Consider the following 21,745-nt stretch of genomic DNA (forward strand, 5'->3'; position numbering starts at 1 on the left):
TATGAATAGGAACAATGTATTGCGTGGGGAGGTAGCGAAGTGACAGCCGGAAAGAACTTGACTATTGAGACTTTGCGGGGGATTGCCATTCTGTTGGTGGTGGCGGGACATGTTATTGGTTCTGCACCCGACGGCGGAATGAAGATTGATTTTCCGCATCCGCTACGTTATTTGTATTTGTGGATAGACTACATACAGATGCCGCTTTTCACTGCCATTGCAGGGTGGGTGTATGCTTTGAAGCCTGCTGCTTTGCCAGGTGGTTTCGTGGTGTTTGCACGCAAAAAGGCTATGCGGTTGCTGGTGCCTATGATTGTAGTGGGAACGCTCTATTTCGTGATACAGTATCTTGTACCGGGAACCAACAACAAGGGAGATATTACCCGGATGTGGCGCATTTACTTTTTTCCATATACCATTTACTGGTACTTGCCCTCGCTGTTTCTTATCTTCATGATACAGTGGTGCATAGATCGCTACAAAAAGATGGAAAGCCTCCGCCAGTGGGCGGTGTGGTGTGTGATTGCCATATTACTGAGTGTGGTGAACGACCGCGGAATGATGCACGTGCTGCCCAATCTTTTCAGTTTCAAGGGGGCGTTGGGGCAACTGCCTTATTTTTTTGCAGGTGTGGGCGCCTGCCGGTTTGCGCGGGAGTTTCGTGGTGCAGGCTGCCTTGTCCGTTTGTCTTTGTGGGTGGCGGCGTTCTTGGGTGTGGCATTGATACAGGTGGTGTGGTTTGCTTCGGCGGAAGTGGCGGCCGTAGCGCATGAACTCTATGTGTTGACGGTGATTGCCACTTTGTTCTTGCTGCTGGAGATGAGGGTGCACAATCGTTTCTTTGTATGGCTGGGCGGCTATGCGTATAGTATTTATTTATTTCATGGTTTCGGTACGGCGGGCGGACGCATCCTATTGAAGATGCTGGGAGTGAAAGCGGTGGCTGTGGTGTTTCCGGTGGTTACAGCGGTGGCTTCGGTGCTGCCTGTGGTGGTGGATAGGGTGGCAGGCAGGTACAAGGCGGCGAGAGTTTTGCTGTTGGGAAAAGCTGCCTGATTTAATCGTTATTTACCTGAGAAATGAATATGTTTCTTAATGAAGCCTTGTTGCCATTCCATGCATCATCCCTTTCAGAACAGCCATGGTCAATGAAATGCGTCCATGCAGCAAATGGGTTATTGCTTTCTTAGGTGTGGCAATCAGCCCGATATAAAGACAGGAGAGAGTTTGGTTTATTCCCGACAGGTTTCTTCGTGCGAACAGCATGCGCGCACGTGACATATAAAACTCTCTCAGCGGCGTATCTCTTTGCGCCGTCATGCTCTCTTTGTGGTAGATCACAGAGGCGGGTTCGTACCAAAGCCGGTATCCGGCCCGTCGTATCCGTACAGACCAGTCCATTTCTTCGTAGAACAGGAAGAATACTTCGCTCATGGGACCTACCCGTTGCAGTACGTCACGACGTATCATCATGGCGGCGCCATGCAGGTAGGCTGTTTCGTGGGGAGTGGAATACTGTCCGTTGTCGGGTTCACGTTCGCCTATCATGTGGTTTCGCAGGGTGATAGGGGTGAGGGGAGTGAAACCGGCAAATTGTATAGTGTTGGTGCATTGGTGGTATTTCAGCATAGGGGATACTCCGCCATTCTGCTTGTCGCCAAGGCGACGAACCAATGCTTCGAGTATCGGTTGGGTAATGTAGGTGTCGTTGTTGATGAAAAAGAGGTAGTCGCCACTGGCCACATTCAGTCCGGCATTGTTTCCTCCGGCAAAGCCATTGTTGATATTTTGCACCACTTTCACTTGGGGATCAATGGCGTAATATTGCCTGAACTTTTCCGCTTGCGAGGGTTGGGAACCATTGTCCACCACGATGATTTCGAAAGGATAGGTTTCATTCAACAGGAAAGAGTCAATCATTTCGCAGGTGTCGTCGAGGCCGTTGTAGTTGACGGTGATGATGGAGACCATAATACTATTTTTTAGATGTTTTTATCCATTCCTGTTTTTCAAAATCATATAATTTCAGTATGCGCGCCGGATTGCCGCCAACTACCGAATAGGGTGGTACGGACTTTGTAACTACGCTGCCTGCGGCTACAATGCAATGAGTACCTATCGTAATTCCTTGATTAATGCATGAATTGCCGCCTATCCATACATCATCTTCTATGATTGTGCGATTGGGAGTAACACCTTGCTTGGCAATGGGACATGTTACGTCCAAATAATTATGAGTCAGTCCTGTTACTTGCACATTACTGCCTAACGTGACATAATTGCCTAAAGTGACGGGACCCACCAATTTTACGCGAGAAGTGACATGAGTGTAGTCTCCGATGATGACATCACCCATTCCATTGTTGATAATGGCATAATCTTCAATGATACTTTTAACTCCCACAGTTATTTTTTTAGAAGGAATGATGTCCAACCGGGCCTTTCTGCGGATAATGGAGCCTTTCCCCCTTTTGATAACCAAAGGTATTACAAATGTACGGGCCCACCAACGGGGACGTGCCGTATAGGGATGTATCAGGAGATAATGCAAAAATTTCTTAAGTCTTGGATGAGATTCTAACATATAATTCAGGAATTTATAATTGGTTAATGTAATTATATAATTGGGATACACTGTTTTCCCATGTATGCGTATGGGCAAACTCCATGCGCCTTTTTCGTTCTTCAGTTGTGTCTTTCTCCAATGCTGCGCGTATGGATTGTACGTATTCATCGGCCCCGGTGCAATTATATACATATCCGTTGAATATTTCCATGGTCTTGGTCTTTGTAGCCACTACGGGCTTGCCCAATGCTAAATATTCATCTACTTTACGAGGGTAGTTCCCGATAGTAATGTCATTGACCGATTGCGGATTTATACACACATCGAAATGTGCCATATATGCCGCTATTTCCGCTTGTTGTTTCTCACCCAAAAAGAAAACATTGCCCAGCGAGTGTAATTTGTGGGATTTAAAATAATCATCTTCTCCACCAACCAATACCATAGAACATTCAGGAAGCCGCTTGGCTGCTTCATACATGAGGTCGGCATCCAGACGCCGCGAAGTAATCCAGCCCATATATCCGATGATAGGACGTTTGATTTTCTTCATGTCTTCGGGGAGGAGATAACTTGCCCCGTCTCTGAAGCTCTCCAAATCTACACCTTGCCCGATGTCGTGGCAGTTGGAATTATAGGACTTGACGGCTTCTGCCAGTTGCGGTGAATTGGTTGCTACAAGGTCGCTTTTGCTGCATAGCAGAGGCTCTAGGCGTGGAGCGTGTTTCTTCCAAAAAGCACTGGTCATATTGTCACGTCTGTAATATATGGATATACGGGGCTTTAAGAACTCTTTTGCATAGAAGCTGCGATAGATATCGTTGTCTATCAGAAGTATATGGTTTGTGAACTGGAGCTCTTGGGCAGCGGATAGGATGTGCTTGCATATTCTTTTATTATTCAGCCGGTTCACTGCATCGAAGAGAAATCCATCGGGGAAACTGTTTACGGGAAAAGCACAGAAAGGACAATCCAAAGTCCATAGATTGGCAGTGATCTGCCTAAGTCCGTTTTTTTTATTCTTTATAAGTGTTTTGGTGCGTTGTACATCGGGACTTTGCGAATGCATCAAGTAGTTCAGCATATCAACAGGAGTGTTGACATAGAGCACCCGGTTGTGCCGAGATATTTCCTTGGCGATGTCTTTGGCATTGGACCCGATAGCGATGTCCCATGACTGTAAACTTGTGATGATGAAATCTCTGCCTGTAATCATACCTCTTTCAGATTTTAATGGATTGATATACCTTTGATAATTCTCTGGCAGTCCGCGCCCAGGAGAATTGCTGTGCCCTTTGCAGTCCGTATGCTTTTTGCTCTTGATACAAAGTGGGGTTCTGCTCCAGTTGCAGCAGCCTGTCCGCAATTTCTTCAGGCTTGGAAGGATCGACAGTCAGCGCACCGCTGCCGGCCACTTCGGGCATGGCGGAGGTGTTTCCCGTAACAACGGGTGTGCCGCATGCCATGGCCTCCAGCAAAGGGATGCCGAAGCTCTCGCGAAGCGAAGGATAGAGGAAAGCGAAGGATGCATTGTAGAGTGTGGCAAGATGGCTGTTGGGGATGTATCCTGGATAATACAGGTGGCGTTTTATGTCGGCAATACCTTCTTGTTGCAACACCCGGTCTATGTATTCTTCTTTCAGGTCGGCGATGAGTAAGGGACGCTTTGTGGCGGAGCGTTGCAGATAGAGGCTGTATGCCTTCAATACACGCTCCGTATTCTTTTTGGGATCTGTGTTGCCCAGAAAGAAGAGGAAGCCTTTTTCGGGGATATATTGCTGTACGATGTGCATATCCACTTCAGGTAACGGGCTGAAATGTGTGCTGTAACCGTTGTAAATGGCGGTGATGCGGTCAGCAGGAATTTGCAGCGCCTTGCTGATGCGTTCACATTCGAAGCGGGAGACGGTGATTATCTTCCGGCACTTCTTCAGTATGCGCGGTACTATCAGACGGCGGTAGTGCCAGCCCATTTCCTGATATAGTGAGGGGCTGCGATGCCGGCGCGGTTCCAGATAGATGATGTCATGGAGCGTCAGCACAAGCGGAACGGGACACCATAGTGGTGCTGTGTTCGAAGTACAATGGAGCAGGTCGGCCCCCAGGCGCTTCACCGCAAGTGGCAAGGCTATTTGCTCCCACAGCGGATAGCTGGGGCATTTCACTTCTACGATGGAAAGGTTGGAAGACTCTTCCAGACAGCGGTCCTCGCCTGGAGCAACGAGAATGTAGTATTCGTTGCCGTCGTCACGCTTCTGCAACTCCCGGATAGATTCCAGGGCGACGAAGTCCATGCCATGCTTGTTGGGACGGAATATGCGTTGGGCTTCAATGGCGATTTTCATACGCTTCTTTTTATTGTTTGTTTTCTCTCTTCTTGAATCGCAGGATATGGCTGAAAATAGACTCGAACATAAGGATAGGCAATGCCCATATCGCTTTCCTGAAGCGCCGGGCAATTTCACCTTCGGGCAATGCCATGAGAAAAGTCAGCGCGATAGCGGCAAGCAGCAGATACCACTTGAGGCAAAGCGTCCAGTCCATAATCGTGATGACGGCTGTGAAGAAGAGGATAAGGGCTATCAGCAGAAAACGGGAAGGCAACAGCCATTGAAATAGTTTGTTGCAATAGTCCCACTCGCCTCGCAACATGGCAAGGGGGAGCTGCTTGATAGCAAACAGGGCACTGCTGTATTGGGAGCGCAGCCACCCCAGACGCTGGGCTTCGTAGCCATTGGCGCTTTCTTCTTTTTTGCTGTAACAAACAACCTCTTCCAGATATTCTGTATATATGTTTTGCCGTAAGAGTGCCGTTTCCATAGCTTTGCTTATGTCCGAGCCTTTCAGCGTGGGAGCTATCTCGTGGAACATCCTGAAATCGAATGCCATGGCGGAACCTATCAGGGCGGATGAAAACCCCATACGTGTATGCCCCTTGCGGAAGATGTTGTTATTGATCTCTTCACTGGTGGCATTGAGTACGGCAATGCTGGTAGTCAGGTTTTCGGTCATGCGGTGGGCCTGTATGGCATCACAACCGGAATAGTAAGCGTTGTTGAAGAGGCGCAAGGCTTCCGGCACTACTTTGTTGTCGGAATTGAAGAGTACAATCATGTCGTACTCGTTGGGCGAATAGCGTTCCATGACTTGCTGAATGGCATAGACTTTGGTACATTGGTCTTTGTCGGGTACGACAATGTTGACCGGCATCTGCAACAACGTCAGCAAGTCTGCTTCGGACAGTTGGGTGGCGGCAACGGCAATGTCGTATTTTTCACGTGGATAATGTTGCGTATCCAGAAAGTGATTAATGGATTCAATAACCTCTTTGCCGTTTCGCAATACAGTGAACACTACTAGAAAACGGTGGTTTGTTTTGGCGGCGGGGTAGGGGTTCTTGTATTTGCCCAGTGAGAAGAGTGCGCAGACAAACAGGTACAGCACCGGTACTGCCATAAACAAAAACAGAATAGAGTCCGTTATAAGCAGTGCATTGTTGTTTTCGTTCATCCACCAGTCGGGATTGAATATGGAAAAAATATCGAAATTCATGTTTCTTCTATTTATTTTGTTTTATCTCTTTATCAATATAGCTGTCTATACGCTGCCCGTTCAATGCGGCTGCCAGAAAAGTGAAAACAATGATCTGGGTGGGGAACTGATTGAAAAAGGCGTTGCCGTAGGCGCTCACCATCAGCCCGAATACACCGCACAGCATGGCGGTGAGCAGTCCGCGCAGTTCATTGTTCCTGACGCGGAACATCACGATGTAGCAAGCCCGTAAGAGGCTTGCGATGAGTATGCTTAAGTACAGGCACAGACCCACTATTCCGGTCTCCATCCACAACTTCACGTAAGTGGAGTCATGGGGGATTGTGGTTGTGACACGATGGGCAAAGCGCTGTGCCTCTACGCCTCCCAGCCCCAGACCTTCGCCGAAAGGACGGTTTTTTAGGTAGACTGCCAGCTTCTTTTTATTCTCTGCCCGCACATTGAAAGATGCATCTTCCGTTGGGTGGAAAGCTGTACGCATACGGCGTATCATAGGATTGCTTTGACCTATATATGTGTGAGCAAAAAACAGGTATATGAGGATGCCTAAAAAAGCCGTTGACAATACGAGGTGGGCCTTTTTGCTTATCAGGCCAAACAGCATGAGTCCGCCTAAAGGAACGGCCATGGCTCCGCGGGTGCCGGAGAGGAACATGGTGTATATTCCTAACAAGGCGACGATGCCATAGTAGATTTTTGTTTGTCTGTTGGAACTATAAATAGTAATGATGCCGTAAACGATACCTGCCATACCCATATTGGAACCTAGGTTTCCAGCATCTGTGAAGAAAGAAAAGTAACGGGTACCCGTAGCGATGATATGTGTTTTGGCGCCACCTTGGTCAAGCCATGCCCTTTCCAGCGGATCGAAACCTATGTATTTTTGGATGAGGGCTTTCAGTGAGGCCAAGAGTACTAAAATGGAAAGTATGAAAAGAATATGCTTCACATACCTCAATCGGTTGATGAGTACACTTCCTAAAAAGGTTACAATGAACCCAGTGTATATGATACCCCGCGAAGTGCTCCATGCCTCGAAAACAGCGGTGGGGTTACCCACCTCAAGAAAACAATAAATAGCCCATAGGGCGCAACCTATCGTGAGGACGTTTATTCCATTGTTCCAGGGTAACTTTTGCGTAAGTATGGAATGAACCAAAGCAGCAAACAATGTGCAGAACAAACCTATGTCCATCACTACGCTGAATCCGGAAAGGTTTCCATATCTTATTATGCTGGTAATAAAATAATTAAGAACGAATAAACCATAGAATGCAACAATCGGGAAGCGTATCGTCTGTATCAGATAGTACAAGGCTGCCGGAAGAAACATAATTGCAATTACTCCCGCCAAAAGGCCGCTGCTGGAGCAGACCACGATGGCGGCTAATCCTGCAACAAGTCCTGCGTAGAGCAATACTTTGGGCGATATGTATCCTCGTTCTATCATCTTCGTTCACTATTTTACAGCGGCTTTTTGGGAGGTGAGTCCCAATTGTGCCAGATTGCTGAGGAAACTGTGCAATGAATTGTAGGGAGGAAGTGGACCGGTGAATGATTCCACTACTTCGCGGTCGGCGTTGTTGAGGTAGAGGAAGAAAGGTTTCTCTGCCAATATCTTGCGCAACGATTGCATTCGTGCATCATCTTTTGCGCTCCACAGACGTACGGCATTTGCTATCAACAGATTGACGTTCGCTCCGGCTATTACAGACTCTGGTACGGTGAAATGGCATAATGCCGGATATTCAACCAAAATGATGTCCGGTGTTTCTTCTGCATCGTTTTTCTGCCAAAAATCCGATAACTGTTGGGCTTGTATGTATTCTTTTTTGTCTACCTCAAAGTCTATGTGATAAGAGACGATACGCACTTTCAGGCCTTCTGTTTTCCAGTAGTCGGCAAAGTATCTGGCAAGGAACGACTTTCCTTCTCTTTCTTCCATACTGAGCAGATTGATGACTATTGACTGACCAGGCTTGAGATACTGATTGAGCTGCTGGCAGACATAAGCTGCTGCACGACGGTTGCACGCTTTGAGAAAACCGCGGAATTTCAAGTTGCTGATGCCATTGAAAGCCGCAATCACCGGTAAGCCTGTAAGGCGCCTGCTACGGTCGGCATCACGCAAGGTCCGGTCTATCAATTCTACCAATAAGGAGAAGCCGATAATGAATATCACACTGCCTACAAAAGCGGCAATGATGTACAATAAACGTTTGCGACCGTTATCTGTCAGGGGGTATTCCGGTGGAGTAATGATCTGGAGATTACTCGTACTCATTTCTATATTTTTCAGGCGGAGACGAGCTTCCGACAAACCACGAAGCACTTCACGATAAGTGTCTTCGGCAAGACCTACCGCACGCTCTTTGCGGTTGACTTGCGTTCCAACAGGAGATAAGGTTTTATATCCTTCACGAATATCTTTCCGACGGTCTTCCAATACTTTAAGTTCTGCTTGAGCTTTGGCTTCGTTAATGACAGCTAATAACCATTCATTAACCATATTCTGTATACCGACCCCTTCTTTAGAGAATGCGTATTCGTTGATATTGTCGGACAGATGACTGATATTATCTTCTGCCTGCTTTAGTTCACGCTTACTTCTTGTAAGCTCTTCATTGGTGCTATGCTGGGTATCAGCAGTGAAAATTTCTTGTTCCGTTATCTTTTCATTCAGCTTGCTGACTTTGTCCAATTCTTGTAGAAGGTCGGTATTGGTGCGTATGAGCCGGGCGCGTACATCCATTTTCTTTTCCAGCATATCAAGTAGCGAACGGGCGCTTTCATATTGCCGTCTGGCAAGTTCGTAACGGTCGTCCACTTCGTATTTGGTGATGGCAAGAGCTTTGGTTTGCTCTCCATAGTTAATTACTTCTTCTTGCACATTATAACGCATCAGGTCATCTTCTTCTTTGGTCAGGGCGCTTTTGGCTTTCTTTACTTGTTCCTCAAAATAGGCTATGACGTTTCTGGTGGAACTGAAACGGAGTATTTCATAGGCTTCGGTCAGTTCTTCTTCCAAAATGGCAATTGTGTTTTGGGCAATGCCGGGGTCGCTACAGGTGTAGTTTATGTCAATCAGGTCGCTATTTCCCAGTCGTCTGATGATTATTTTGTTCAAGGCCTTGAAACTGAAGAAAGGGTTTGAGGGCTGACTGAAAATAGAAAAAACAAAGTTGCCTTTATGAGGTTGACGGTATTTCCTCAGGTTTTCGGTTGTTTTATCAACAGACTGGCGGTCCACCAATGTCAGCACTTCTTTCGGTGTGATCTGCAACAATTGCCGGTAATGTTTGGCAAGGATATAGGGAGTGTCTTTACCTTCATTGCCATGTACCAGACAAGTAGCAAGCAAGCGCACTGAGACTTTCTCCAAAGTGCCTTTGGACTTTCCGATGTTGATAATATTATCGAATGTACTGTTGATAGAGAAGTAATCAGATCGCTCCTCTGTCACTGAACTTGCATTGGTTACACCGGCGTAAATGTTGCTGTTTACTGTGTAACTGAACGGCAGGAACTGGGTAAAATAAATCACCAAAGCGGTAACAATGAGACTTCCCCACAACAGCCGGTAGCGGATGCGGTAAAGAAATTGTGGTATGAACTGTATGACATCCATAAATTCTATTTGTCTTTGATGATTTTTACATTTGTCAGCATTTCCAAAAGGATAATGGAGTTGTGCAGACTTACGCGGGCTTGCTCGTATTGTACAACGGCAGTGGAGCGTCTGCTTCTCTCCAACGATAAGGATATGATGTCTATGGTTCCGTTGATGAAGTTGTTTTCCGAGATCTTCATCTGTGCATTATAGAGTGCTGCCGATTCGGCTTTAGCCTTGATAGTGGCAAGCTGCTCGGTTACGGCGTTGTAGGCGTTGAGCACCTTTAGCTTGCGGTCTTCCATCACTTCCTCTTGGCTGTACTGCAGCTGTTCGATGTCATACCTGTATTTTTTCAGTCGCAGTGGGCGGTTGAACAGGTCGCTAAGGCTGACGCTGACACTGGCGCCGACATTGAATGTATGACGTGAACTGGCTGTTGTGGACTGATACCAGTCTTCGAACGAAGTGCTGTTGTCGTTAAGCACATTATAGCGTCCGTAAGCGTAATTGCCGTTCAGACGGAAATAATCCCACCAGTCACGCTTTTGCAGCCGATATTCGTTCTTTACTTGCTCTACCTGCGATTGCGCACGTTTTACGGTAGCATTCTCTGTCACAGCATCCAGAAAAACAGAGAGGGGAGGCAGCTCTAATCTTTCAATATTTTCATGGCGATTCCCTGAGGTACTTTGCTGAGTGCCTTTTTCCAATTCCATATCGTTGTCTTTCAACAGTTGCAATACTTTGATACGTTCTTCACGTGTCATTTCTTGTTGTGCAACCACATCCGCAGAAATGCATAACAATATGAAAATTAGTATCATATATGTACAGGAAAAACTGTATTTTTGGTTTGTTCTATATCTCATAGAGTTATTGGTTTTATAACTTTGGAATTTACACATTCTCTTTCTGCACAAACGCTGTAAATGTCCTAAGGATAATCTTCAGGTCCAACCAGAAAGAAAAATCTTGTGCGTATTTGATATCAAGTTGCTTTCGTTCTTCCGCCGACATCTTACCGGCTCCGCCCCGCTTTTCCACTTGCCAAAGACCGGTAAGTCCGGAAGGAGCCATGAAGCGGTCTATGTATGCGTCACTGGTCAGCAGTTCAGCTTCATAGAGTGGGAGAGGACGGTTGCCTACAATGCTCATGTCTCCTTTTAAGACGTTGAGTAGCTGTGGAAGTTCATCTATGCTGTATTTGCGGATGAAGCGGCCGATACGTGTTACGCGCGGATCGTTCTCTATCTTGACAAAAGGACTTTCGTGGGTATGCGCTTTTTGTTTCAGGAAATCTTTTTCCGGTATGATGAAATCGTCTGAAATCAGTAGAGTGGCTTCCTCTTCGGGCGAACCTGTGAGGTCGTCAAAATGAATGTCAGGGATGTCCTCCGCCACTTCTTCTTCCATTTGATACTGGTTGAGGGCGTTGAGCTCCTTCAACCGTTTGTCCGCATTGGTGTACATGGAACGGAACTTCAGAAAATTGAATATCCGGTAATTGCTGCCCACCCGTTGTGACTTGTAGATTACCTTACCTTTGCTTTCAAGACGGATGGCAATAGCTGTACCGATGAACAGTGGGGAGAGTATAACAAGTGCACTTAGGGAAAACAGAACGTCGAATGTGCGCTTCCATAAAGGAAGGTGAAAAGTGTTGAGCGCCTTTCGGCGAGTCTCACTGAATTCCTGCATTTTATGTTGTTGGCGTATTTGCAGGAATTGGCTCATTCTTTGGATGCTTTCTTTATCTGCCTGTAAGGGCAGGGTGTTGCTGACGCCAGCCTGCAGGTAGGCTTTGCGGTGTTCTGTTTGTAACTTTCCGGTAATGAGGATAATGTATACGCGTGGAAACTTTTTGTGAAGATAGGAGATGTCGATGCAGTCCTTTTCAGTATTGGTTTGCTCGTAAAGGATAGATGTGTTATATCTTTCGCGGATGCCGTTTATGATTTTGACCGCTTTATTGATACTGGAAACAGAAACGAACATACCGTCTGTAATCGTGTTCAGATGATCGATTGCTGTTTTGTTATTTCCTATGTAAATATAATATAACATGTTCCTCTTACAGCTCTTTTTAGATGTATTTCTTGATGCGGGCTCTCAGCTCCAAAGGATTGAATGGCTTGAGAATATAGTCTGCGGCTCCGGCTTCAAGCAAATGAATGCGCTCGGTGGTGCTTTCTTCACTGGAGAGCATCACTACCGGAATGTGCTTCAGTAGCTCGTTACCTTTCAAATAGTAGAGAAATTCATTACCACGCATATGCGGCATGCGGATGTCGGAAATGATAAGGTCGGGAAGATTGCCTTCATTGAGCCATTCAAGGGCCTTGAGCGGATCCTCAAAATATTCCAGATCGTATTCTGTTCCCAAATAAATTTTGAGCACGCGGCCGATAGTGACTTTATCGTCAACTAATAATATTTTTTTCATTGTTCTATTTGTTCTTACTCTGCTGTTTTGTTTGTTCTCTTATGTAAGTAACAAAAATAACTATTATTTTTTATTGATTTTATCCAATTACTAATGAGAATGAATAACTGTTAGCTTACTTTAACAATAACGTGGGAGAAAAACATGAGAAAACGTCTGTTTATGCGTTTTCTCATGTTTTTCCGGTTTACCACATATAGTTGGCCCGGGGTTAATATTTGTTGAGCTGAGTCAGGTTCTCAATGGGATATACATCTTGGCTATGCGATTTATACCAATCGTTATCTTGCTGTCCGCCGGTAGTGACCCATGATTTGAACTTGTCGTACACTGTTGTTATTTTTTGGTGTTCTGTCGGCCATGCAAATTCTTGGGGGATTACAACTGCCCAGGCAAGGTTCTCTTTGCTGAGATAGTATCTGTTTTCGGCAACGGATGAATTGTCATTACCGCTGTTGAGGTAATAGGTAGTGGCCAGGTCGGTCGGTGCAAAGCCTGCTACATGCACTTCCGTACGCTCTCTTTTGACGGTGGTGGGAGCTGTGATAGCGAAAATGTCGATGTGGTTGATGTTCAAATCTTCTGGTTTCACGTTGGCGGAGGCAGGAAGTTCCATGATGATGCTATATTCCTTCGTGTCTTTTTTGAACGGACCGTCTGCAACGGTGTTGATGAATTTACTTGCATCAGTGTACTTACTGCCCCATAGTGCTGTGTGTGCATCATTGAAGAGGATATAAGTAGGCAAGCTTTGTCCATCCTCGAATGACACGTTTTTGCCGCTGACGGTGAATTTATCGGGGCGTATGTTTTGGGGAAGTTTGATGAAACGTATGCCGGCTCCCAATGTTTTGGTTGCACCTACTGCCCGTAGGTCAAGGGTTATTCTGAGGCGCTCGACTATACCGTCTTCGTTTACTTTCAATTCCTTTCTGGACATTACGATAACGAGGTCGTTCATGTCGAAGTCACCGTATACCGGCCAGTTGTCTTCGAATGTAAAGGTATACGTATCGCTGTCCCCGATTTCTATGGGAAAGTCAGGATCTTTTTCTTCTTCGCCTTTGTTGCCTTCATCATAGAGTCCGCCACAGGTCTCAATGGTGTATTTGGATTCGTCGAAACCTGTGTTGATGCTTTCGTTCTTTTTAAACGGATGGTGCTTGTCAGGACCTTTTATTTTTCCCTCGATAACAAGATTTCGGCCTAATAGCTCTGTGTTGGTGGGGTTCTCAAATTCTATTTCTTCGACCTTAATCATGGATTTGTTATCGTTGGTGATATTTATAGCCTGGAAGATGACGTTGCCGCTTTCCACATCAAATTCTTTAGCCTTAATCATGGAACCGTCTATCAACGTGAGCTTGGCATTTGCATGAGTTTCTATTTCGGGGACCGGCAGCCATTCTGTGTCAGACTCATTGGCGCGGCCGGCAGTAATGGAGCCTTTGTTCAAAGTCATGTTCTGGAATTTGAATTCTTCTTTTACGATGACAGTACAACTGTTGTATAAAGATGAACTTGTAAATTCGGATACTTCAATGATGCCGTCATTATAAACAGATAGGTGTCCTTCTATTTCGTGGCCGGTGATTTTGGCTTTATCATGGTTTATGATGACTGTTGCTGTGGAATTGTCGGTTTTTATTTCACCATCATTTTTATCGAATTTGATATAACCATAGTTGAATATCCGGCTACCATTGATGTTGATATTTGTGGCACTGTTCAAATTAGCCTTGTTCAACAACTGGACGCTTGTGACCTTGACTGTTTTAGCACTGAATATATGATGGTTGATGACGTTGCTTCCGTTGATGCGGACTTCACCCTTGACGTCAATAACTCCCTCATTGAACAGTTCGGGATGGCCTCCCAGGTTCATTGTCAAATCCTTGCTGGCTGTGATTGTGCCGAAATTCTTGGTGGGGCATCCTAAATTCAGGGAGACACATTCAAGATTACCGCCGTTTTGTATGGTGAGGGTGTTGTTATTGCCGATAGTAAGGTTGCTTGCGATGATTTTACCGCCGTTCATTACATATATGTCAAGGTTTGAATTTAGATTGCCGTTTAACTCCCAAACACCTTGTACGAATACGGTTGCCCGGTCATTATTGTTGGTTTTTATAGTCTGCCTTTCGGTTTCCCCTCTGCCTATAATATACTTGGCTCCGTTGGAGAGCACTCCGGAGCTGTTGTCGTTAAACTTGTCTGATGTGGCTGGAACAGACGGTATTACCTCCGATTCCTTATATTCCTTATCCTCAATTTCCGTTATTCCCGCTTGCCGGGCTGCTTCGAATGCAGAGTTGGAGCTACTCGTAACTCCGCTTGCCGCCCTTGTGCCGGTGGAAACGTAAAACAGTTTACAGTTCATTGTTCCTCCGTTTTCAGGAATTGCATATTCGTATACTTCTTTACGCTGTTTGGGATCTGTCTGGCGGATAAACAATCTTGTGGTTGCTTTGGAGATACTGACTTCTGTATTGTAGCTTTTGTTCTTGTTGGCAGTACCCGCTGCGATAGGAGTGACGCTGGCGTTGGATATCGGATTATCGGTAAAGACTTCTATAAGATACTTATACCGACCGTTAAACTCATCTTTTACTTCAACGTTCAAGTTTACGGCATTGATCATGGACCAGTCGAAGCTGTCGGGAGCGGAAAAGTCTTCTCCTAACGGATTTTCTTTCGGCACTGTCTGAATTCCTCTTTCGGGATCGTACACATCGTCTGTGCAACCGGCAGGCACCAAAGTGCTGACAATGGCTGCCATTACTGAAAAACGGTTGAATAATTTCATAAGCTAATCTATCAACGTTATTACTGCTTTGTTTGCTCTTGGATAAAATAATCAACTTCTGATTGTTTACGCTGCAAAAATACTATATTATTTGAATATCTTAGCTATATATATTGTATTTTTTAATAATAGAGGAGATGAATTTGTAAGATTCGGCGGTTAAGTGATCTTATAAACTTGTAGATTGTGCTCAGCTTAGAGGGGAGAAAGGCTTTGAGAAAAAAGAGGAAATTACTCTTTTGTAATTTCCCCTGCTAAATCCGAATTCATCCGGTGACGAATTTCTGTTTGGCTAAGTCCATGCCCCAGAAGGAACATTAGCTTTGTAACGGCACATTCGGGCGTACTGTCATAACCGCTGATGACTCCGGCTTGAAGAAGATGCAGCCCGGTTTCGTAGCGGCCCATCTCTACGCCTCCACTTTGGCATTGAGTGATGTTGACAATGATGATGCCACGCTCGGTCGCGTCCTTTAACTGCCGGACGAACCATTCTTTTTGGGGGGCATTCCCGGAACCGAATGTCTTGAGAACTACTGCTTTCAATCCCGGTACATGAAGTACGGAATTAATGATACTCTCCTGAATGCCGGGAAACAGTGTAAGCACCACGACATTGGTATCGAAGAGGTAATGCGGTTTCATCGGTCGTGTGGGATCGGGACAGCGGATGATATGTTCGTTGTAACGGATATGGATTCCTGCTTTTGCCAAGGCGGGATAGTTGAAAGACCGGAAAGCATTGAAATTTTCAGCATTAATTTTGGTAGTCCGATTGCCTCGCATCAGTTCGTTTTCAAAGAAGATGCACACTTCGGGAACAACAGCGGTGCCGTCCGGATGTTTGGCGGCAGCTATTTCAATAGAAGTAATCAAGTTTTCTTTTCCGTCTGTACGTAATGTTCCGATAGGGAGTTGCGAACCGGTAAGGATGACCGGCTTCGCGAGGTTCTCAAGCATGAAACTGAGTGCCGATGCCGTATAAGACATTGTATCGGTGCCATGCAGAATAACAAAACCGTCGAAGTTGGTGTAATTACTGTTTATGATTTCAACAATCTTTGCCCATAAGGAAGGTTCCATATCGGAGGAGTCAATAGGAGGATCGAACTGATAGGAGGAGATGCGGTAATTGAAACGCTTCAGTTCGGGAACGTGTTTGAGCAGGTGGTCGAAATTGAAGTTTTCGAGAGCACCGGTTTCGGGATTTTCTATCATTCCGATAGTCCCGCCTGTGTAAATTAAGAGAATGGAGGGATAATCTGCTTTCATAAATATCGCGTTTTACTTCTTTTTCGGGCACAAAGATAATACAAACCGAGAGTAGAATGAAATGAATTTATTCATTTTTTATGCCGAGGCTCTGTTTATCTTCGCTTTCCTTGCTCCCTTTTCATTACAAATCTTCTTTCAAGTGCGTAATGGCTTGCTGTGCATCTCCTTTGTATTTATTGAGCAGAGTTACGAAACGGCTTCCTATGATAGCTCCGGAAGCATGGGAGCAGGCAGCATCGAAAGTCTGTTTGTTGCTGATACCGAAACCTACCATGCGTGGGTTGTGCAGATTCATGTCTTGAATTTTTTTGAAATAAGCCTGTTTTCGGTTGTCGAAATCCTTTTGTGCGCCGGTGGTAGCAGCTGATGATACCATATAAATGAAACCGTCGGTGTGGGCATCTATTTCGCGGATACGCTTTTCGTCGGTTTCGGGGGTAATGAGCATGATGACGCGTAGGTCATATTTCAGTGCAATCGTCTTATAGTTTTTTTCGTAATCCCTGAAAGGCAGATCGGGTATGATTACACCGTCAATGCCACATTCCGCACATTTCCGGCAGAATGCCTCAAAGCCGAAATGCATGATGGGGTTGAGATAGCCCATTAAGAGCAACGGGATGCGGACATCACGACGAATATCCTGTAATTGTTCGAAAAGGAGACGGAGGGACATGCCGTTGCGCAGGGCACAGGTGGCAGCATCTTGGATGACGATGCCATCGGCCATTGGATCGCTGAAAGGAATACCGATTTCTATCATGTTCACTCCATTTTTTTCGAGGGTGCGGATAACATCGGCTGTACCCTCAAGCGTGGGGCAACCGGCACAGAAGTAGATAGACAGCAGGTTGCCGGGATTGTTTTGAAAGAGTAGGTTGATTCGGTTCATATTGAGTTCGCTGTTAATAGGTTTATTATTACGGGTTATGTTATTTGTTGGCGGTTTCACCGTTTCTTATCTCTTGAATGAAGTTTTTGATGCGCTCCACATCTTTTTGTCCCGGTACAGTTTCAAAACGGCTATTGATGTCGATGCCGGCCAGTTTGGGATGATGAAACTCTTTGATTGCTTTGGTGCTGTACGGGTTGATTCCTCCGCTGAGCAGAAAAGGGGTCATTCCTCCATAACGATACAGCAGGTTCCAGTCGAACTGGTTGCCGGAACCGCCATATTGCGGGGTTTTGGTGTCGAACAGATAATAATCGCATAATCCTTTGTAGGCTGAGGTGCACATTAAATCTTTGGGATGTGAAATGGAGAATGCCTTGATGAGATGCAGGCCGTTGTTGCATAGTGATCGACAGTACTCGGGAGATTCGTCACCATGAAGCTGTATGTAATCCAATGCGAAGCGATCGGCATACATCAGGATATTTTCTTTGTTTTCATTGACAAAAACGCCGACACGCTTTGCGTGGACAGGCAGATAATCGGGCAATTCGCATAGGCAGCGGGGGGACTTGGGGTAGAAGATGAAGCCTATCATATCTACACCCAGTTGTTCTACTTCGCGGATGTTTTCCGCTTCGGTCATGCCGCATACTTTGATACTAAGAGGAGTCATATTCTTGAATGATTTGTGGTTGGTAATTTACTTTTGAGAAATGATGGGAGAGATGAAATCTTTCAGTGTATCTCCGGGGTGGTCGGTTTTCATAAAAGCCTCTCCGATGAGAAAGCCGCGGAAACCGGCAGCACGCAGACTGCGAATTGTTTCGGGATGCGAGATGCCGCTTTCCGAAACGAGTATGGGCATATTACGGACATCGGAAGCGCCTTTCTTTGATCCTATTGCTTGTTGAAGCTGTCGGGCTATGCGGAAAGAGTTTTTTACGTCGGTGACAAATGTGCCGAGATTGCGGTTGTTTACGCCTAACATATCCACTTCTTTGTTTATATAAGGCAGCTCAGAGGGATTGTGAATTTCGAGTAATACTTCCAACCCCAGGGCGTGGGCTTGAGTGGTGAGGGTGGTACATTCTTTTTGCGTCAGGCAGGCGGCAATCAGTAGTACGGCATCCGCACCAACGATACGTGCTTGCAACAGCTGGTATTCGTCGATAATGAAGTCTTTTCGCAGAATTGGGATGTCGACCAGCGGACGCGCTGTGCTGATGTCTCGCAGCGAGCCGCCAAAGAATTTTTCATCCGTAAGGATAGAGAGTGCGGAGGCACCGGCGGTTTCGTATGCTGCGGGTATTTCTTCGGCTTTGGCGGTCTCATATATCCAGCCTTTCGAGGGGGAACGGCGCTTGAACTCGGCAATGATTCCCGTAGGCGAGGACGCAAGGGCCTGTCTCATACTATGGCGGGGGACTGAGGAACTTTCCATGAGTTTCTGCACTTGCTCGCGTAGTTGTTCCGGTGAAACGGATTGTTTCTGCAACTCTACTTCTGTTCGTTTGTGGGCGATGATTTCAGATAAAATATCCATGGCATTATTGAATTTGATTTTCAGGATTTTAGTGATTGATCTCTATAAACTTTTTCAACGTTTTCAGTGCACGTCCGCTTTCCAGTGATTCGCGGGCAATGGCAATGCATTCTTCAATCTCTTTTTCCGGCTCTATTACCTGAATGGCAAAGGCCGCATTGACAATGACGCATTGTGTCTGGGCGGCTTCTGCACGATTGTTCAGGACATTGTCGAAGATGCGTGCTGCATCTTCCTTGCAAATACCTCCGGACAGTTCTTCGGGACGTACTGCGCTGAAACCGAGGGCTTGCGGACGGTAGATGCGCTCATAATTGCGTGTCATCACTTTGAATTCATCGGTCAGTGAGATTTCATCGTAGTTGTCCAGACTGTTTACAACGGCAAAGTCGATGCCGAGTTTATAGAAAACATTCGTGTAAAGACGCATTTGTGAGAGATCTGCTACGCCCAGCAATTGATACGCGGGCTCGCATGGATTCACCAAAGGCCCCAGCAGGTTGAACAGTGTGCGTACTCCCAGTGCTTTGCGCACAGGAGCCACAAGTTTCATTGCCGGATTGAACAGTTGTGCGTGCAGATAGGCGATGTTACATTCTTCCATACTTCGTTTCAACGTGTCGGGGTTGTTGGTGAAGCGGATTCCATGTTGCTCTATTACGTTGCTTGCTCCACTGACGGAGGTAGCGCCGTAATTGCCATGTTTGGCTACTTTATAACCTGCTCCGGCTACAATGAAACAGGCGCAGGTGGAGATGTTGAACGTGTTCTTTCCGTCTCCGCCGGTACCTACGATGTCAATGGGACGATAAGGTGCGAAGTTTATATGGATTCGTGTTTCCATAAGCGCTTCGCGAAAGCCTGCCAGCTCGTCTACTGTAATGCTGCGCATTTGAAAAACAGTAAGTAATGCTGCAACTTGAGCTTCGGGATATATTCCCCGGCTGATGTTGAGGAGGAGTTGTCTGGCTTCCTCTGTGGTGAGCTCTTCATGGTTGAAGAGACGGGTCAATATTGCTTTCATAGGATGTGTCATTTACTTTTGTGAGATGTAATGTTTTCATCACCTTGTAACCAGTTTGCCATTATTTGTTTTCCGTCGGGGGTCAGTACGGATTCCGGATGAAACTGAATACCGCGGACGTCATATTCTCGATGTTTCAATGCCATAATCTGCCCTTCGGGACTGACGGCGGTAATGGCAAGCGTTTCAGGAAAGTTTTCCGTATCTACTACCCAGGAGTGATAGCGTCCTACGGGAATTCTTGCGGGCAGTCCCCGGAAAATATAATCCGGCTCTGTCAGTTGTATGTCGGTTTGTACGCCATGAAACACTTTGCTGAGGTTGACTAACCGTCCGCCAAAGACCTGCCCGATAGCTTGTTCGCCCAGACAGACGCCCAATATGGGTTTCTTGCCGGAATAGGTGCGTATTACATCTAGCAATAGTCCGGCTTCTTCGGGTACGCCGGGGCCGGGAGAAAGAATGATTTTATCGTACTGTTCCAGCTCTTCTATTTTGAATTGGTCATTGCGTAGCACATCTACCTTTGCGCCGAGTTCTTTCACCAGATGTGCAAGGTTGTAGGTGAAAGAGTCATAATTGTCTATGATTACTACCATGGGGTTATTTATTATTTTGAAATTCTTTACATTTTCTCTGCCATAATGATTGCCTTCTTCAATGCTCCTAACTTGTTGTTCACTTCTTGGAGTTCGTATTCATCATTGCTTTGGGCCACAATGCCGCCGCCTGCCTGAAACCATAGCACTCCATTACGACTGACGAAAGTGCGGATGGTGATTGCCTGATTCAGACTTCCGTTCAGGCCGATGAAGCCGATGCAGCCCCCGTATGCACCGCGGTTGTGTGTTTCCAGTTCACTGATGAGCTGCATGGCGCGGACTTTCGGCGCACCACTCAGTGTGCCGGCAGGGAAGGTGTCAATGAACGTCTTAATAGGGTCTGCATCATTGTTCAGCGTGCCGCTGACGCGGCTCACAAGGTGAATGACATGGCTGTAATATTGCATTTCCTTGTAGAAATCCACTTTTACGTCATGGCAGTTGCGGCTGAGGTCGTTACGGGCAAGATCCACTAACATCACATGTTCTGCGTTTTCTTTGGGGTCGTCGTGCAGGTGTCGTGCATTTACGGCATCCTGTACCGGATTACCGGTGCGTTTGGTGGTGCCGGCAATGGGATCTATGTAGGCATGAGTTCCTTCAATGCGACAATGTGTTTCGGGTGAAGAACCGAAAATGCGGAAACCTCCGAAGTCGAAATAGAACAGGTAAGGCGAGGGGTTGATGCTGCGCAAGGCGCGGTAGAGCTTGAAGTCATCGCCTACGAAACGTTGCTCGAAACGACGGGAGAGGACTATCTGAAAAACATCACCTCGCAGGCAGTGGGTTATGCCCCGCCGGATGTTGGCTTTGTGTTCCTCATCCGTCAGCGGAGAAGTGGTTTCGCCGACAGCGCGAAACCCATAAGTAGTGTAGTTGCGGTTGTGAATTGCTTTCTGCACCTTGTCCAGTTCGCTTTTCTCGCCGGGAGCAAGCATCTCCAACAACAGCATCTCGTTTTTGAAATCGTTGAAGACGATGAGGTATTTATATAATATATATAGCATATCCGGCGCGTCGTTGGTTGCTTCACGACTGTCTTTGACAGCGATGTTCTCAAAATACCGTACGGCATTGAAAGATGTGTAGCCGTACAGACCGTAATAATTACTGTATTCTCCCTTCACGTGGAAACGATTGAGAAAGTCATGCAAAGCATTTTCCACATGGTATTCCTCGGTTATGGGGCGCTCTTCACGCGTACCGTCGGGCAAGCGGAATACAGAGATTCCATGATCTATGCTGAAGCTTGCCACCGGACAAAGCCCGATGAAGGAACGGCTGTTCTCGCTGCCATGATAGTCGGAACTCTCCATGAGTGCACTTTGGGGAAAGATGTCACGCACCTTCAGGTAGGTGCTTACGGGAGTGTGCAGGTCGCCAAGCATCGTACGGCTCACTGTCTGATAATTATACTGTTTCATTA

The 21,745-nt window shown here is 46.2% G+C and carries 19 protein-coding genes; 1 reads left to right on the forward strand and 18 read right to left on the reverse strand.

What is annotated here, in order from left to right; genetic code table 11:
- Positions 1–57: 57 nt before the first annotated feature.
- Positions 58–1,056 carry an acyltransferase family protein gene (locus NQ546_RS10365; protein WP_239463443.1) on the forward strand — a complete coding sequence of 333 codons (999 nt, stop codon included), beginning with the start codon at positions 58–60 and terminating at the stop codon, positions 1,054–1,056.
- Between the two features lie 36 nt (positions 1,057–1,092).
- Here the strand turns inward: NQ546_RS10365 and NQ546_RS10370 are convergent, their stop codons facing one another.
- The 18 genes from NQ546_RS10370 to NQ546_RS10455 all read right to left on the reverse strand — a co-directional run bounded on the left by NQ546_RS10370 (position 1,093) and on the right by NQ546_RS10455 (position 21,743).
- Complete coding sequence (locus tag NQ546_RS10370; protein ID WP_004290087.1) at positions 1,093–1,971, reverse strand: glycosyltransferase family 2 protein; 879 nt, start codon at positions 1,969–1,971, stop codon at positions 1,093–1,095.
- A 4-nt stretch (positions 1,972–1,975) separates the two neighbouring features.
- The gene (locus NQ546_RS10375) at positions 1,976–2,584 is read right to left on the reverse strand and encodes an acyltransferase (RefSeq protein WP_004290088.1); all 609 of its coding nucleotides are present in this window, start codon (positions 2,582–2,584) and stop codon (positions 1,976–1,978) included.
- Between the two features lie 13 nt (positions 2,585–2,597).
- Positions 2,598–3,782: a glycosyltransferase gene (locus NQ546_RS10380; RefSeq protein ID WP_004290089.1), complete on the reverse strand. Its 1,185-nt coding sequence runs from the start codon at positions 3,780–3,782 to the stop codon at positions 2,598–2,600.
- A 7-nt stretch (positions 3,783–3,789) separates the two neighbouring features.
- A complete protein-coding gene (locus NQ546_RS10385; protein WP_004290090.1) occupies positions 3,790–4,911 on the reverse strand; it encodes a glycosyltransferase family 4 protein in 1,122 nt (373 codons plus the stop codon).
- Positions 4,912–4,921: 10 nt separating this feature from the next.
- On the reverse strand, positions 4,922–6,118 hold the full coding sequence (locus NQ546_RS10390) for a glycosyltransferase family 2 protein (protein ID WP_004290091.1): 1,197 nt from the start codon (positions 6,116–6,118) through the stop codon (positions 4,922–4,924).
- A 7-nt stretch (positions 6,119–6,125) separates the two neighbouring features.
- Complete coding sequence (locus tag NQ546_RS10395; protein WP_004290092.1) at positions 6,126–7,568, reverse strand: O-antigen ligase family protein; 1,443 nt, start codon at positions 7,566–7,568, stop codon at positions 6,126–6,128.
- Positions 7,569–7,577: 9 nt separating this feature from the next.
- Positions 7,578–9,746 carry a GumC family protein gene (locus NQ546_RS10400; protein WP_004290093.1) on the reverse strand — a complete coding sequence of 723 codons (2,169 nt, stop codon included), beginning with the start codon at positions 9,744–9,746 and terminating at the stop codon, positions 7,578–7,580.
- Between the two features lie 5 nt (positions 9,747–9,751).
- The gene (locus NQ546_RS10405) at positions 9,752–10,555 is read right to left on the reverse strand and encodes a TolC family protein (protein WP_004290094.1); all 804 of its coding nucleotides are present in this window, start codon (positions 10,553–10,555) and stop codon (positions 9,752–9,754) included.
- 73 nt (positions 10,556–10,628) lie between these two features.
- Positions 10,629–11,795, reverse strand: coding sequence for a sugar transferase (locus NQ546_RS10410; protein ID WP_004290095.1), 1,167 nt, complete (start codon positions 11,793–11,795; stop codon positions 10,629–10,631).
- A 19-nt stretch (positions 11,796–11,814) separates the two neighbouring features.
- The gene (locus tag NQ546_RS10415; RefSeq protein WP_004290096.1) at positions 11,815–12,174 is read right to left on the reverse strand and encodes a response regulator; all 360 of its coding nucleotides are present in this window, start codon (positions 12,172–12,174) and stop codon (positions 11,815–11,817) included.
- A 211-nt stretch (positions 12,175–12,385) separates the two neighbouring features.
- Positions 12,386–14,980, reverse strand: a complete 2,595-nt coding sequence (locus NQ546_RS10420; RefSeq protein WP_004290097.1) for an LruC domain-containing protein — start codon at positions 14,978–14,980, stop codon at positions 12,386–12,388.
- A 231-nt stretch (positions 14,981–15,211) separates the two neighbouring features.
- The gene (locus NQ546_RS10425; RefSeq protein WP_004290098.1) at positions 15,212–16,252 is read right to left on the reverse strand and encodes an asparaginase; all 1,041 of its coding nucleotides are present in this window, start codon (positions 16,250–16,252) and stop codon (positions 15,212–15,214) included.
- A 124-nt stretch (positions 16,253–16,376) separates the two neighbouring features.
- Complete coding sequence (gene trpA, locus NQ546_RS10430) at positions 16,377–17,147, reverse strand: tryptophan synthase subunit alpha (protein ID WP_004290099.1); 771 nt, start codon at positions 17,145–17,147, stop codon at positions 16,377–16,379.
- A gap of 40 nt (positions 17,148–17,187) precedes the next feature.
- Positions 17,188–17,823, reverse strand: a complete 636-nt coding sequence (locus NQ546_RS10435; protein ID WP_004290100.1) for a phosphoribosylanthranilate isomerase — start codon at positions 17,821–17,823, stop codon at positions 17,188–17,190.
- A gap of 27 nt (positions 17,824–17,850) precedes the next feature.
- On the reverse strand, positions 17,851–18,693 hold the full coding sequence (gene trpC, locus NQ546_RS10440) for an indole-3-glycerol phosphate synthase TrpC (RefSeq protein ID WP_004290101.1): 843 nt from the start codon (positions 18,691–18,693) through the stop codon (positions 17,851–17,853).
- 28 nt (positions 18,694–18,721) lie between these two features.
- Entirely contained in the window at positions 18,722–19,717 is a 996-nt protein-coding gene (gene trpD, locus NQ546_RS10445) for an anthranilate phosphoribosyltransferase (protein ID WP_039953229.1), read from the reverse strand.
- Positions 19,718–19,725: 8 nt separating this feature from the next.
- A complete protein-coding gene (locus NQ546_RS10450; protein ID WP_004290103.1) occupies positions 19,726–20,316 on the reverse strand; it encodes an anthranilate synthase component II in 591 nt (196 codons plus the stop codon).
- 26 nt (positions 20,317–20,342) lie between these two features.
- The gene (locus NQ546_RS10455; protein WP_039953181.1) at positions 20,343–21,743 is read right to left on the reverse strand and encodes an anthranilate synthase component I family protein; all 1,401 of its coding nucleotides are present in this window, start codon (positions 21,741–21,743) and stop codon (positions 20,343–20,345) included.
- Positions 21,744–21,745 lie beyond the last annotated feature (2 nt).

This window comes from Bacteroides eggerthii (assembly GCF_025146565.1).
GTDB classification, from domain to species: domain Bacteria; phylum Bacteroidota; class Bacteroidia; order Bacteroidales; family Bacteroidaceae; genus Bacteroides; species Bacteroides eggerthii.

What these genes read in the sequence shown, in the direction of transcription:
- NQ546_RS10370 (WP_004290087.1), bottom strand. Translation starts at nt 1,971, where the DNA reads ATGGTCTCCATCATCACCGTCAACTACAACGGCCTCGACGACACCTGC.
- NQ546_RS10375 (WP_004290088.1), bottom strand. Translation starts at nt 2,584, where the DNA reads ATGTTAGAATCTCATCCAAGACTTAAGAAATTTTTGCATTATCTCCTG.
- NQ546_RS10380 (WP_004290089.1), bottom strand. Translation starts at nt 3,782, where the DNA reads ATGATTACAGGCAGAGATTTCATCATCACAAGTTTACAGTCATGGGAC.
- NQ546_RS10385 (WP_004290090.1), bottom strand. Translation starts at nt 4,911, where the DNA reads ATGAAAATCGCCATTGAAGCCCAACGCATATTCCGTCCCAACAAGCAT.
- NQ546_RS10390 (WP_004290091.1), bottom strand. Translation starts at nt 6,118, where the DNA reads ATGAATTTCGATATTTTTTCCATATTCAATCCCGACTGGTGGATGAAC.
- NQ546_RS10395 (WP_004290092.1), bottom strand. Translation starts at nt 7,568, where the DNA reads ATGATAGAACGAGGATACATATCGCCCAAAGTATTGCTCTACGCAGGA.
- NQ546_RS10400 (WP_004290093.1), bottom strand. Translation starts at nt 9,746, where the DNA reads ATGGATGTCATACAGTTCATACCACAATTTCTTTACCGCATCCGCTAC.
- NQ546_RS10405 (WP_004290094.1), bottom strand. Translation starts at nt 10,555, where the DNA reads ATGATACTAATTTTCATATTGTTATGCATTTCTGCGGATGTGGTTGCA.
- NQ546_RS10410 (WP_004290095.1), bottom strand. Translation starts at nt 11,795, where the DNA reads ATGTTATATTATATTTACATAGGAAATAACAAAACAGCAATCGATCAT.
- NQ546_RS10415 (WP_004290096.1), bottom strand. Translation starts at nt 12,174, where the DNA reads ATGAAAAAAATATTATTAGTTGACGATAAAGTCACTATCGGCCGCGTG.
- NQ546_RS10420 (WP_004290097.1), bottom strand. Translation starts at nt 14,980, where the DNA reads ATGAAATTATTCAACCGTTTTTCAGTAATGGCAGCCATTGTCAGCACT.
- NQ546_RS10425 (WP_004290098.1), bottom strand. Translation starts at nt 16,252, where the DNA reads ATGAAAGCAGATTATCCCTCCATTCTCTTAATTTACACAGGCGGGACT.
- trpA (WP_004290099.1), bottom strand. Translation starts at nt 17,147, where the DNA reads ATGAACCGAATCAACCTACTCTTTCAAAACAATCCCGGCAACCTGCTG.
- NQ546_RS10435 (WP_004290100.1), bottom strand. Translation starts at nt 17,823, where the DNA reads ATGACTCCTCTTAGTATCAAAGTATGCGGCATGACCGAAGCGGAAAAC.
- trpC (WP_004290101.1), bottom strand. Translation starts at nt 18,693, where the DNA reads ATGGATATTTTATCTGAAATCATCGCCCACAAACGAACAGAAGTAGAG.
- trpD (WP_039953229.1), bottom strand. Translation starts at nt 19,717, where the DNA reads ATGAAAGCAATATTGACCCGTCTCTTCAACCATGAAGAGCTCACCACA.
- NQ546_RS10450 (WP_004290103.1), bottom strand. Translation starts at nt 20,316, where the DNA reads ATGGTAGTAATCATAGACAATTATGACTCTTTCACCTACAACCTTGCA.
- NQ546_RS10455 (WP_039953181.1), bottom strand. Translation starts at nt 21,743, where the DNA reads ATGAAACAGTATAATTATCAGACAGTGAGCCGTACGATGCTTGGCGAC.